The following is a 12997-nucleotide window of genomic DNA, read 5'->3' as shown; positions in this document are numbered from 1 at the left end:
TCGGCCCGTGTTTTCATTGGCGCGCCACGGTTTTCCGGATAATCGGCCGCAGTTTTTTGAGAAAGACCCCCATGCCCGTCAATCTAGTCGCTCCCGTTGCTGCCGATCTGCACCCCATCGCCGGTGTGCGCATCGGTGTTGCCGAAGCCGGTGTCCGCAAGGCCCACCGCAAGGACCTCACCGTATTTCTGCTGGACGAGGGCGCCAGCGTGGCGGGCGTGTTCACGCAGAACCGCTTTTGCGCAGCGCCGGTGCAGATCAGCCGCGAGCATCTGGCCAGCGGTCAACCCATCCGCGCCATGGTCATCAACACCGGCAACGCCAACGCGGGCACGGGGGGAGACGGCCTGGCGCGTGCGCGCTCCACCTGCATTGCGCTCGCCCGCCAGCTGAGCGTGGCGCCCGAGCAGATCCTGCCGTTCTCGACCGGCGTGATCATGGAGCCGCTGCCCAACGACCGCATCGAAGCGGGACTGCCCGCCGCCATCGCCGATGCGCAGCCGGGCCACTGGGCGCGTGCCGCCGAGGGCATCATGACCACCGACACACTGCCCAAGGCATTCTCTGCGCAGGTGCAGATCGGTGGTGCCACGGTGTCCATCACGGGCATCAGCAAGGGTGCGGGCATGATCCGCCCCAACATGGCCACCATGCTGGGCTTCCTGGCCACAGACGCTTGCGTGGCGCCCGCCGTCATGCAGCAACTGGCGCGCGAACTGGCGGACGGCTCCTTCAACCGCGTCACCATCGACGGCGACACATCGACGAATGACTCCTTCGTGGTCGTTGCCACTAACAAGGCAGCGCATGCCCCGGTGACCTCGCTGGACAGCGCGGACGGCCAGGCCCTCAAGGCTGCGATGCTTTCGGTGTCGCAAAAGCTGGCGCAGGCCATCGTGCGGGATGGCGAGGGGGCGACCAAGTTCATCACGGTGCGGGTTGAGGGCGGCAAGACCGGTGAGGAGTGCCGCAAGGTGGCCTACGCCATTGCCCATTCGCCGCTGGTCAAGACGGCCTTTTTTGCAAGCGACCCGAACCTGGGCCGCATCCTGGCGGCCGTGGGCTACGCTGGCATTGACGACCTGGACCAGACCGGCATCGACCTGTACCTGGACGATGTGCATGTGGCGCAGCAAGGCGGGCGCAACCCCGCCTATCGCGAAGAAGACGGCCAGCGCGTGATGAAGCAGAGCGAGATCACCGTGAGGGTGCTGCTGGGACGTGGAACCGCAGCAGACACGGTGTGGACCTGCGACTTCAGCCACGAGTACGTGACCATCAACGCAGACTACCGTTCTTGAGCTGGGTTTTGCTATCTTTGTGATAGCTGTTGAGGCATATTCCACTTGCGCATGTCGCCACAATGAACGAAAGATTTGAACGCCTGGTCGAGCGTGCCGAGCAGCTCATCGCCCGCATCGAGTCGGTACTGCCCAAGCCGCTGGGAGCACCCGATTGGTCTGCCTCCATTGCCTGGCGATACCGCAAGCGCAGCAGCGGGCATGGCACGCTGGAGCCCGTACGCCACGTGGGCGCGATGCGGCTGGCGGACCTCAAGGAAATCGATCCGCAAAAAGAAAAGATCGAGCGCAATACGCAGCAGTTTGTGCAGGGCAAGCCCGCCAACAACGTGCTACTGACCGGTGCGCGTGGCACCGGCAAATCTTCGCTCATCAAGGCCTGCCTGAACGCCTATGCGGCCGAAGGCCTGCGCCTGATCGAGGTGGACAAGGCCGACCTGACCGATCTGCCGGACATCGTGGATGTGGTGTCTGACCGCCCTGAAAAATTCATCGTCTTCTGCGATGACCTGAGTTTTGAGGACGGCGAGCCAGGCTACAAGGCGCTCAAGTCGATTCTGGACGGCTCGGTGGCCGCGGCCACGCCCAACGTGCTGATCTACGCCACAAGCAACCGGCGCCACCTGCTGCCGGAGTACATGGCCGACAACCTCACGTACACCCACACCGAAGACGGCGAGGTGCACCCGGGCGAGGTGGTGGAGGAGAAGATTTCGCTGTCGGAGCGCTTCGGCCTGTGGGTCAGTTTCTACCCGTTCAGCCAGCAGGAGTACCTGACCATCGTGGCGCAGTGGCTGTCGTCGTTCGGCGTGCCCGCGCAGGCCATTGAGGAGGCGCGGCCTGAGGCGCTGGTCTGGGCGCTGGAGCGGGGCTCGCGCAGCGGCCGCGTGGCGTACCAGTTTGCGCGCGACTATGCGGGGCGTCATGGTGGCTGAAAATATCGCCCCCAATGGCACGCCAGCCGTTACCGAACGCAAACACACCGAAGTGGCTGTGGGCATCCTGCTGCGCGCTGATGGCGCGATGCTGTTGTCCACCCGCCCGCCGGGCAAGCCCTACGCAGGGTACTGGGAGTTTCCGGGCGGCAAGCTCGAAGCGGGTGAGACGGTGGAGCAGGCCCTGCGCCGCGAGCTGATCGAGGAGCTGGGCGTGACCATCGGCCCGGCCAGCGTCTGGAAAGTGACCGAACACGATTACCCCCATGCGCTGGTTCGCCTGCACTGGTGCAAGGTCTGGGAATGGACCGGTGAGTTCGAGATGCGTGAAGGCCAGACCATGGCCTGGCAGCAGATGCCGATCACGGTGTCTCCCGTGCTGCCCGGTGCCTATCCGGTGCTGCAATGGCTGGCCGAGGAGCGAGGCTCTCAGTCTGCGGTGGAGTGAGATTCCCGTCTGTGCGGGACTGATTTGCTATTGAATTGGTAGCTTCTCAGGCATGTGCTACTAGCGCTACCGCTGGTTTTGGATGAAATGGCTCCTGAATGGAGTCTGTGACCTTGGTCAATGCTGCTGGCGCGGGTCGCCATGGGGGGCGTCGTCTGGCGGCGCTTCGGTGGGCATGCGAAAGGTTTCGCTGGCCCACGCGCCGAGGTCTATCTGTTTGCAGCGCTCACTGCAAAAAGGGCGGTACACGTTCGCGGGGCTGTACACGCTATCGCCGCCGCAGCTGGGGCAGGTGACGATGCGCGCCTGCGAGGAGGGGGCTGGGGAGTGGGGCATCCTGGGGTGATCCTCTTGCTCAAATCGGCTGGCCCGATCTTCTGCGGGTCTCGGCGCGATGCAGTCTTCGGGCTTGGGCTGGCTAAGGCCTATGCACACAAGGTCAGTTCAAACGCCGCATCTTCGTTGCATGCGTGCAAGCGTCCATCAGCTTCCAGCCGCATGAGCCGCACCGAGACAATCAAGCGGTTGCCACTGATTTCCGGAATCAGGTTCAGTGCCGGGTCGATGCGCAGCCGCAGCAGCTGGAAGGTGCGGCCCTGGGGCAGGTTTTGCTGAAACTGTCCTCGTTCGGCAGCCACCTTTTGGGGCACGCCTGAATCGCGCAGCAGCTTGAGCAGCACATAGATCGACTCGGCAAGGGGGGCCAGGGTGGAGGCCCATTCTTCCAGCGCCTGCTGGCGCACTGCGGGAGTATGGTGTTGCCACGCGTAATAGGCGGGCAGGTCAAAGCCGCAGGTCCCGCCCGGAATGCCGATACGGCTGCGGATGCTCATCAGCCAATCGTTTTCCGTCAGTGCGTGGCCCGACTTGCCGCTTTGGGTGTTGAGCGCCGCGAAGCACCGGTCCAACTGGCTGATGACTGCGTCGAGCGCCGCTTCCGAAATGGAGGGGTTGCCCCGGTAGGCGTCGAGCTGGTGCTTGTGCTTTTCAATGTCCTTGAGCACATCCGATTTCAGATCGGCCCGGGCGGCCACGTCCATGATCTCGAAAATCGTCACCAGTGCGAAATGGTGATCCAGCGCGTGGGACCGGGGGATCAATTCCCCCAAGCGGCGGAACAGCTGCTCCAGCCGCAGGTAGGTTCTGAGACGCTCGTTAAAGGGGTATTCGTAAAGGATCACGCTGGCGGGTTCCTGGAGGCTCAGGCAGTATTCTGACGCCGGTGGCGCACGGCATGGGGTGAAAGCACAAACGGTTTCGTGCGCATCATAGCCCGAACAGTGTGCCCACTTGCCGTACCTCGGCCTGCAACTGCTGCAGTGTGCAGTGTGCTTCGTTGGCAATCACCACATCGGCCACTGCCCTGCGCGCTGAGCGCGTGGCTTGTGAGGCCATGATGCCCTGTACAGCTTCGGCGGACAGGCCGCTGCGCTGCATGACCCGAGCGATCTGTGTCTGCTCTGTGCAGTCCACCACAACCACGGCGTCAAGCTGGCGAGCCCATCGCCCGGACTCGGCGAGCAGCGGGATGTCGTGCACGATCAATCCGGCGCCAGCCTGCAAGGCCTGCTCAATCCGTTGCTCGCTGCGCAGGGCCACCAAAGGGTGCACGATGGCCTCCAGCTGGCTGCGGGCCTCCGGTTGGCTGAAGGCCAGTTGCCGCATACGCGCACGGTCCAACGCGCCCGAGGCATCGACATACGCGTCACCAAAGGCACTTTGGATGGCTGGCATGGCCGCGCCCCCGGGCCCGGTCACTTCCCGGGAAATCTGGTCGGCGTCTATCAGGACAGCGCCAAGGGCTGTCAGCATCTGGCCCACGGTGCTCTTGCCGCTGCCAATGCCGCCTGTCAGTCCCACGCGCAAGGGCTGTCGGGAGGTTGCCATGGAGGTCTGTCAGAGTCCGAAGAGCCCGAGCACCGTACCCAGAATGGCGTTGGGCCCAAACACCATCGCAGTGAGCCCTGCGCCGACCAGAAAGGGGCCGAATGGGATGTAGCCACCCTCACGCAAGCTGCTGAAAATCTTCATGGCGATCCCGATGATGGCGCCAATGACCGAAGACATCAGAATGATGGGCACCAGGGCTTGCCAGCCGAACCAGGCGCCTAATGCAGCAAACAACTTGAAGTCTCCGTAGCCCATCCCTTCCTTGCCGGTGGCCAGCTTGAATCCCCAATACACCAGCCAGAGTGACAGGTACCCTGCGGCTGCACCCATGACCGAGGCAAACAACGGCACGTTGATCCATTGCAGGGCCGACGCCAGCAGTCCCGCCCAGAGCAAGGGCAGGGTAATGTCATCCGGCAAGAGTGTGGTGTCCCAGTCAATGAATGCCAGAGCCACCAGAGCGGCCGAAAAGCCGCACCATGCCAACCCAGCAGGTGTCGCGCTCCAGCGGTGGATACAGAAAAAGAACAGCGCGCCCGTCGCCAGCTCGACCAGCGGGTAGCGGGTGCTGATGCGTGTCTTGCAGGACGAGCAACGTCCACGCAAGAACAGGTAACTCACAACCGGAATGTTTTCATGCCACCGAACCACATGCCCGCAAGCCGGACACCGGGACCGAGGCGTCATAAGGTTGAAGGTAGGCTGTGTGTCCTGGGGCGGCTCTTTGCCCTGGTTGGATGCCTCGACCTGCGCCAGCTCTGCCGCCCATTGCCTTTCCATCATTTTGGGAAGGCGGTAGATCACCACATTGAGAAAACTACCGAAAAGCAAACCAATCACGCCGCCAATAGCGGCATCCAACCATGCTTCCAGCACCATTACACAACCTGACCGAGCTTGAAGATGGGGAGGTACATCGACACCACGATACCGCCGATGAGTGTGCCCAGAAACACGATGATGATGGGTTCCATCAGACTGGATAGGCCTGCGACCATGTCGTCCACTTCGGCTTCATAGAAGTCTGCGGCCTTGCCGAGCATGTGGTCGATGGAGCCGGATTCCTCACCGATAGCGCACATCTGCAGCACCATGGACGGAAAAATATTGGCATTTCCCATGGCTGCGGTGAGGCTAGTGCCTGTGGAGACTTCCTGCTGGATCTTGTCTGTGGCCATGGCGTACACCGAGTTGCCCGCAGCTCCCCCTACCGAATCGAGCGCCTCAACCAGTGGTACTCCGGCGGCGAACATGGTGGCGAGGGTTCGAGTCCAGCGGGCAACGCAGGACTTATCGATCAACTCCCCAAAAACAGGAACTCGGAGCAGAAGCCTGTCCATAAACATCTGCATTTTTTCATTACGACGCCATGCTTGCATAAAAAAGAAAAAACCCCCGCCGATAACTCCGAAAATTAACCACCACCATTTGACGAATATCTCACTAATCGCCATGACAAACAGTGTGGGTGCTGGCAAATCTGCGCCGAATGAGGTAAAAACCTCCTTGAATGCAGGAATTACGAAAATCATGATAACCGTCACAACCACGAATGCAACGATAATCACCGAGGCGGGGTACATCAGTGCTGATTTAATTTTTGATTTAATCGCTTCCGTTTTCTCCATGTAGGTAGCCAAGCGATCTAGCAGGGCTTCCAAAATGCCAGCAGCTTCGCCGGCTTCTACCAAATTACAATATAAACTATCAAAGTACATCGGGTACTTTCTAAAAGCACCATTGAGCGATGTTCCGGTCTCAATATCTGAGCGGACATCGTTAAGCAGTTTGGTAACGCTGGCATTGGTATTTCCGCGGCCAACAATGTCGAAGGCTTGCAATAATGGCACACCCGCCTTCATCATGGTTGCCAGCTGACGAGTAAATAAAGCAATATCTTTGGGCTTAATTTTTTTGCCTGATCGCATGCGACGTTTCTTGATTTTTGTGGGGAAAACCCCTTGTCGCCGCAGTGTAGCCTGCACTTGATTTTCACCTGATGCACGAATTTCGCCTTGGACAATCTTTCCATTGCGATCTTTGCCTTGCCATTCGAAGACAAAATCTTTGATGTCTTTAGCTGATGCCGCTGTCGCCATGATGTCCTCGCGATCGGATATTATTCATTGGTAACTGCCAGTACTTCTTCTAGGGAGGTGAGCCCCAGCTTTGCTTTGTAGAGTCCAGATTCCCGCAGTGAGCGAACTCCTTCTGCGCGTGCCTGCTCTGCAATTTCTAACGCACTCCCATCACGAAGGATAATCCTTTGAATTTCTTCGGAAACAGGCATGACTTGGTAAATGCCAACTCGACCTTTGTAGCCATTGTTGCATGCGGAACATCCAACAGGGCGATAGGTAACCCAAGATCCGTCGAGATCGTGCTCTTGGTATCCTGCATCTACTAGAGCTTCGTGGGGAATATCGGCAGGGGCTTTGCATGTCGGACACAATCGACGTGCCAGCCGTTGTGCTGTAATGAGAATTACGCTAGATGCAATATTGAATGGCGCTATCCCCATGTTGCGCATGCGCGTAAGCGTGGTAGGGGCGTCATTGGTATGCAGAGTAGAAAGCACCAAGTGGCCTGTCTGCGCCGCTTTTATGGAAATATCTGCAGTCTCTAGATCTCGAATTTCACCCACCATAATGATGTCGGGATCTTGGCGCAGAAATGACTTCAATGCCACTGCAAAGGTCAGTCCTGCCTTCTCATTCACATTGACCTGATTAACACCAGGCAAGTTGATTTCGGAAGGGTCTTCGGCTGTTGCGATATTGACGCCAGGCTTGTTTAGCAGGTTCAAGCAGGTGTAAAGGGACACAGTTTTGCCTGAACCTGTAGGACCCGTGACCAGAATCATTCCATAGGGACGACCGATGGCTTGGAGCAATCGCTCTTTTTCTATCGGCTCATAGCCCAACGCATCAATGCCAAGTTTGGCACTGCTCGGATCCAGAATACGGATCACGATTTTTTCACCAAATAAGGTTGGCAAGGTGCTCACGCGAAAGTCGATCACCCGATCCGGCCCCACCTTAAGCTTCATGCGTCCGTCTTGAGGCACGCGCTTTTCGGAAATATCCAGTCGCGAAATTACTTTTATGCGCGACGCCAGCTTGTCTTTGATGGCAATCGGGGGGGAGGCTATTTCGCGCAGTTCTCCGTCAATGCGAAATCGAACACGGTATTGGTGTTCGTAAGGTTCGAAATGCAGATCTGATGCGCGCATATTGAACGCGTCAAGCAGCATTTTGTGCAGAAACTTGACAATCGGTGCATCTTCTACTTCCGTTGTCCCTGTATCGGCTTCTTCAGGGGCGTCCTCGATGGTAACGTCATCAAAAGAAAAATCGCCTCCTCCACTAATTAACGTGTCCATAGACTCGCTCGTGGATTTGGTGGTCGCTTCTACCAGTCTGCTGAGCTTGTCATACTCCGCAATAATCCAGTCCACCCCCATTTGAGTGGTGAACTTGATTTTTTCTGCGGCTTCTTGGTCTGTCGGGTCGGCCGTAGCAACAATCAGTCGGTTATTTCGTTTGCTCAGAACCACCACGCGATATGCCTGGCATATCTTGTTATCCAGCAGTTCTTTGGGCAGGCGCAGCGGATCAATGGCATCCAGATCGAGCAACGGTGCGCCAAAAACCGCCGACACTGTATGTGCGAGATCGGCTGCAGAAACAGCGCCCGAACCCGTCAGTTCCGCAATGAAACTGGTTCGACTGATTTGTGATTTTTTGTAAATGTCTTCCGCTGACTTTTGGGTCAGTTTGCCGGCGGACATCAGGGCACGGCCAAGCCCCGGCAGAGCGACTGCGGAAGCTTCTTTGAGGGCGGTATCAACAGCGGCCATGTAACCGGAAATATGTTAGGTGTGGAAAAGAAACCATCCTATCATCACCGATCAACCATGGACTGTACAGCGGCGCATATTGGCAACGGCGCCACAAACCAAGGCTTGGAAGCGTAATCGCGCAGTGCTTTTTGGTCGGGGTGAGAGGATTCGAACCTCCGGCCTCTACGTCCCGAACGTAGCGCTCTACCAGGCTAAGCTACACCCCGCATATTGCAATCGCGTTTTCAAATGAATTGAATGCCTTTTTCAATTCCGCCGCTGCAGCAACTGTGAAGCCAATTCTAGCAAACCCTCCGAGTAGGCATTGGCTGGTAAACGTCGGGCGGCGGCCATGGCGCGGTGCGCTTCGGCGAACGCTGCGGCGCGCGTAACGTCCAAGGCGCCGGTCTTGCGGACAATGTTCACGATCTCCGCCAGTTGTTCGGTCGAACCTTGCTCGATGGCGTCGCGAACCACTTCCGCTTGACTAGAAGTCCCCCGCTCCATGGCGGCGATCAGCGGGAGTGTGGATTTGCCTTCGCGCAAGTCATCCCCGAGATTTTTGCCCATTTCTGCGGCGTCGCCGTCGTAGTCCAGTACATCGTCAATGATCTGGAAAGCGGTGCCCAGTGCCTGCCCGTAAGTTGCACATGCTTCTTCCACGTCGGGGGGGCTGTTGGCAAGGATGGCGCCCAGCCGGGCGCTGGCTTCGAACAGTTTGGCCGTTTTGGAGCGGATAACACGCAAATAGCCTGCCTCGTCCAGTGAGGCATCGTGCATGTTCATGAGCTGGAGCACTTCACCTTCAGCAATCACGTTCGTGGCTTCGGAGAGAATTTCCATGATGCGCATGCTTCCGGCCTCAACCATCATCTGGAATGACCGGGTGTGCAGAAAGTCGCCCACGAGGACACTGGCAGGGTTGCCGAAGGTTTCGTTCGCTGTGGGGCGGCCACGGCGCAGCGTGGATGCGTCCACCACATCGTCATGCAGCAATGTCGCTGTGTGAATCAGTTCGACCACCGCAGCCAGGCTGTGCCGATGGGCGCCGCGGTAACCTAAGGCTCCGCATACCATCAGTAACAGGGCAGGGCGCAGGCGCTTGCCGCCCGCAGCGATGATGTATTGCGAAATCTGGGCCACCAGAGGGACGCTGGATGTCAGTCGCTGACCGATGACCTTGTCAACCTCGTGCATGTCTTGTGCAACGAGCGCGAGGGGGGAAGCTGCGGGGGCGGTATGGTCAGTCAAGATGATGGTCACAGAAAGTGCCGGAATTATAGGAAGGCGCGCCGCGCCGACCGTAAGCCCATCGGCATTTGACGCCCCCATGCCGAGTGGTGCGATGGGGTCTGGTCAAACGTCGGGAGAAGCGCTATACTCGCGGGCTCTGTGGAAATTCGTCTGCAGAACTCAAATTAAGAGGTCAACATGTACGCGGTCATAAAAACCGGCGGCAAGCAGTATCGCGTTGCTTCCGGCGAAAAAATTAAAGTAGAACAGATTGCTGCGGACGTAGGCCAGGAAATTGTGATCGACCAAGTTCTGGCTGTCGGCAACGGCGCTGAGCTGAAGGTTGGTACACCCCTGGTGTCCGGCGCAACCGTGAAAGCCACTGTCGTGGCCCACGGCAAGCACGACAAAGTGCACATCTTCAAGATGCGCCGTCGCAAGCACTATCAAAAACGCCAAGGCCATCGCCAGCAGTTCACTGAGCTGCAAATCGGTGCGATTGCTGCTTAATCGAAGGAGCTAGTCATGGCACAGAAAAAAGGCGGCGGCTCTACGCGAAACGGGCGTGACTCCAAGCCAAAGATGCTGGGTGTCAAGGCCTTTGGTGGTGAACTGATCAGCGCTGGCTCGATCATCGTGCGCCAACGTGGCACGCGTTTTCACCCCGGCACCAATGTCGGTGTGGGCAAGGATCACACCTTGTTTGCCTTGGTGGATGGCCACGTGTCGTTCGGCACTAAGGGTGCATTGTCCAAGTCCACGGTCAATGTGACTCCCGCCTGAGGATTTTCCCTCTGGCACCCATCGAAGCCCCGCTTTGCCGGGGCTTTGTTGTTTGGTCTGTACGCGTTGCGAGTGTGTTGTTGGTGTGTGGCGGCTGGAGTACGCGTCGCCATTCCGCCACAATGGATTGCCAGCGGATACTGCGGACCCTTTTGTAAACTGGATACCCCATGAAGTTCGTCGATGAAGCCTTTATTGACATTGCCGCTGGTGATGGTGGCAATGGCTGCGTGTCGTTCCGGCACGAAAAATACAAGGAGTTCGGCGGCCCCAATGGTGGTGACGGGGGGCGCGGCGGGCATGTGTTCGCCGTGGCTGACCCCAATCTGAATACCTTGGTGGACTATCGCTACTCGCGCCGCCATGAGGCCAAACGCGGTGAGCATGGCATGGGCTCCGACATGTTCGGTGCTGCAGGTACCGACATCACACTCAAGATGCCGGTTGGCACCATCATCAGCGATGCCGAGACGGGTGAGGTGCTATATGAGCTGCTGACACCGGGCGAGGTCATCACCATTGCCAAGGGCGGCGATGGCGGCTTTGGCAACTTGCGTTTCAAGAGCGCTATCAACCGCGCTCCGCGCCAAAAAACGCCCGGCTGGCCCGGAGAGAAAAAGAATCTGAAGCTGGAATTGAAGGTGCTGGCCGATGTGGGCCTGCTGGGCATGCCCAACGCGGGCAAGTCCACCTTCATCACTGCGGTGTCTAACGCGCGGCCGAAGATTGCGGACTACCCGTTCACCACATTGCATCCCAATCTGGGCGTTGTGCGGGTGGGGCCTGAGCAGAGTTTTGTGGTGGCCGACATTCCCGGTCTGATCGAGGGTGCGTCCGAAGGCGCCGGTTTGGGTCACCAGTTCCTGCGCCATCTGCAGCGCACGCGCTTGTTGCTGCATATCGTTGACGTGGCGCCGTTCGATGAGGCGGTGGACCCAGTAGCCCAGGCCAAAGCTATCGTGAACGAGCTCAAGAAATACGACCAGCAGCTCTACAACAAGCCGCGCTGGCTGGTTTTGAACAAGCTGGACATGGTGCCCGCCGAGGAGCGCGAGGCGCGTGTGAAGGACTTTGTGAAACGCTTCAAATGGAAGGGGCCGGTGTTCGAGATCTCCGCATTGACCCGTGAAGGCTGCGAGCCGCTGATCCACGCCATCTTCCGCCACGTGCAGTCCGAGCAGCGCACAGAGAACGAGCTTATCGAGGTGGATCCTCGTTTTGCTGGTGACGCGCCGGCTTGACGCCTTGAGGTCCAGAGCACAGAATTGCTATATTTTTGATAGCTACTTAGGCATGAAGCAGTAGCGCTATCGGCATCAAAGACATCAAAATGGTTTCCAGCGTATTGAGAGATGCCCGCCGCATCGTGGTGAAGGTGGGTTCCAGCCTTGTGACCAATGAAGGGCGTGGATTGGATGAAACTGCCATCGGCGAGTGGAGTCGCCAACTGGCCGCTCTGGTACGCGGTGACGGGGGCGCCCCGCGCGAGGTGGTGATGGTGTCCAGTGGCGCCATTGCAGAAGGCATGAAGCGCTTGGGCTGGACCACGCGACCCCAGGAAGTCCACGAGTTGCAGGCTGCTGCAGCAGTGGGGCAGATGGGTCTGGCGCAGATGTACGAGACCAAGCTGCGCGAGCAGGGCATGGGCAGCGCGCAGGTGCTGCTTACCCATGCCGATCTGGCCGACCGCGAGCGTTATCTCAATGCACGCTCTACCTTGCTCACGCTGCTGCGTTTGGGTGTGGTGCCGGTGATCAACGAAAACGACACGGTGGTCAATGACGAGATCAAGTTTGGCGACAACGACACGCTGGGTGCGCTGGTGGCCAACCTCGTGGAGGCCGACGCCCTGATCATCCTCACCGACCAGAAGGGTCTGTACACCGCTGACCCGCGCCGTGATCCCTCCGCAGAATTTGTGCACGAGGCGAAGGCAGGTGATCTGGCGCTGGAAGCGATGGCGGGCGGCGCGGGCTCCAGCATCGGCAAGGGCGGCATGATCACCAAGATCCTGGCGGCCAAGCGTGCGGCGGGCTCCGGCGCATCGACCGTGATCGCCTGGGGACGCGAGCTCGATGTGCTGGTTCGGCTCGTGAATGGCGAGGCATTGGGCACGCTCCTGGTCGCCCAAACGCAGAAAAAGCAGGCCCGCAAGCAGTGGATGGCCGACCATCTGCAGCTGCGCGGCTCCGTGGTGGTGGACGCGGGTGCGGCCGCCAAGGTGCGCGACGAGGGCAAAAGTTTGCTGCCCATCGGCATGACGGCGGTGGAGGGCGACTTCTCGCGTGGCGATGTGATTGCCGTGCGCGACGGGTCAGGAGCCGAGATTGCACGTGGCTTGGCCAACTATGCGGCTGCCGAAGCGCGCCTGCTGTGCCGCAAGCCGTCAACGGAGTTTGAGAAACTGCTCGGTTACATGGCGGAGCCGGAGATGGTCCACCGCGACAATCTCGTGCTGGCGCAGGGTGCCTAGAGGCTGACGGCGCGCATCGAACAGCCCGTGCTCTTGCCGGTTCTGGGCTGAGGGCAATCCACCCACCAAAACAAAACGCCTGCATTTGCAGGC

At 59.0% G+C, this 12997-nt stretch carries 14 protein-coding genes and 1 tRNA gene; 7 read left to right on the top strand and 8 right to left on the bottom strand.

Translation table 11 applies throughout. The features are described from left to right. Window positions 1-71: 71 nt before the first annotated feature. From argJ to ACT531_RS19880, 3 genes are all read left to right on the top strand, one after another. Window positions 72-1301, top strand: coding sequence for a bifunctional glutamate N-acetyltransferase/amino-acid acetyltransferase ArgJ (gene argJ / locus ACT531_RS19890; protein WP_476018539.1), 1230 nt, complete (start codon window positions 72-74; stop codon window positions 1299-1301). 62 nt (window positions 1302-1363) lie between these two features. Further along, a complete protein-coding gene (locus ACT531_RS19885; protein WP_476018538.1) occupies window positions 1364-2236 on the top strand; it encodes an ATP-binding protein in 873 nt (290 codons plus the stop codon). Beyond that, complete coding sequence (locus tag ACT531_RS19880; protein ID WP_476018537.1) at window positions 2214-2684, top strand: NUDIX domain-containing protein; 471 nt, start codon at window positions 2214-2216, stop codon at window positions 2682-2684. Before ACT531_RS19885 ends, ACT531_RS19880 begins: the two co-directional genes overlap by 23 nt. 117 nt (window positions 2685-2801) lie before the next feature. Here ACT531_RS19880 and ACT531_RS19875 read toward each other — a convergent pair whose 3' ends face one another. The 8 genes from ACT531_RS19875 to ACT531_RS19840 all read right to left on the bottom strand — a co-directional run bounded on the left by ACT531_RS19875 (window position 2802) and on the right by ACT531_RS19840 (window position 9612). Next, window positions 2802-3020, bottom strand: a complete 219-nt coding sequence (locus ACT531_RS19875; protein ID WP_343736459.1) for a DNA gyrase inhibitor YacG — start codon at window positions 3018-3020, stop codon at window positions 2802-2804. Between the two features lie 89 nt (window positions 3021-3109). Continuing rightward, window positions 3110-3865, bottom strand: a complete 756-nt coding sequence (zapD, locus tag ACT531_RS19870; RefSeq protein ID WP_476018536.1) for a cell division protein ZapD — start codon at window positions 3863-3865, stop codon at window positions 3110-3112. Between the two features lie 85 nt (window positions 3866-3950). Then, complete coding sequence (gene coaE, locus ACT531_RS19865) at window positions 3951-4571, bottom strand: dephospho-CoA kinase (protein ID WP_343736461.1); 621 nt, start codon at window positions 4569-4571, stop codon at window positions 3951-3953. A 9-nt stretch (window positions 4572-4580) separates the two neighbouring features. Beyond that, window positions 4581-5453 carry a prepilin peptidase gene (locus tag ACT531_RS19860; protein WP_343736462.1) on the bottom strand — a complete coding sequence of 291 codons (873 nt, stop codon included), beginning with the start codon at window positions 5451-5453 and terminating at the stop codon, window positions 4581-4583. Next, window positions 5453-6673, bottom strand: coding sequence for a type II secretion system F family protein (locus ACT531_RS19855; protein ID WP_476018535.1), 1221 nt, complete (start codon window positions 6671-6673; stop codon window positions 5453-5455). The genes ACT531_RS19860 and ACT531_RS19855 overlap by 1 nt, the downstream gene beginning before the upstream one ends. Before the next feature lie 20 nt (window positions 6674-6693). Beyond that, a complete protein-coding gene (gene pilB / locus ACT531_RS19850; RefSeq protein WP_476018534.1) occupies window positions 6694-8433 on the bottom strand; it encodes a type IV-A pilus assembly ATPase PilB in 1740 nt (579 codons plus the stop codon). Between the two features lie 132 nt (window positions 8434-8565). After that, window positions 8566-8642: transfer RNA gene (locus ACT531_RS19845), tRNA-Pro, on the bottom strand. Between the two features lie 40 nt (window positions 8643-8682). Further along, entirely contained in the window at window positions 8683-9612 is a 930-nt protein-coding gene (locus ACT531_RS19840; RefSeq protein ID WP_476018610.1) for a polyprenyl synthetase family protein, read from the bottom strand. Between the two features lie 234 nt (window positions 9613-9846). On the opposite strand from ACT531_RS19840, the gene rplU reads away from it, so the two are divergent. From rplU to proB, 4 genes are all read left to right on the top strand, one after another. Then, window positions 9847-10158, top strand: coding sequence for a 50S ribosomal protein L21 (rplU, locus tag ACT531_RS19835; RefSeq protein ID WP_005794184.1), 312 nt, complete (start codon window positions 9847-9849; stop codon window positions 10156-10158). Window positions 10159-10173: 15 nt separating this feature from the next. Continuing rightward, the gene (gene rpmA / locus ACT531_RS19830; protein WP_005794180.1) at window positions 10174-10431 is read left to right on the top strand and encodes a 50S ribosomal protein L27; all 258 of its coding nucleotides are present in this window, start codon (window positions 10174-10176) and stop codon (window positions 10429-10431) included. 170 nt (window positions 10432-10601) lie between these two features. Next, window positions 10602-11672, top strand: coding sequence for an Obg family GTPase CgtA (gene cgtA, locus ACT531_RS19825; protein WP_291445566.1), 1071 nt, complete (start codon window positions 10602-10604; stop codon window positions 11670-11672). An 89-nt stretch (window positions 11673-11761) separates the two neighbouring features. Further along, window positions 11762-12904 (top strand): glutamate 5-kinase, encoded by a 1143-nt coding sequence (gene proB / locus ACT531_RS19820; protein WP_476018533.1) that lies wholly within the window; start codon window positions 11762-11764, stop codon window positions 12902-12904. The last annotated feature ends 93 nt before the right edge of the window (window positions 12905-12997 follow it).

It is taken from the genome of Acidovorax sp. DMC1, from assembly GCF_056314325.1.
The sequence above is the reverse complement of the archived record's forward strand: the minus strand, read 5'-3'. Positions and strand labels throughout refer to the sequence as shown.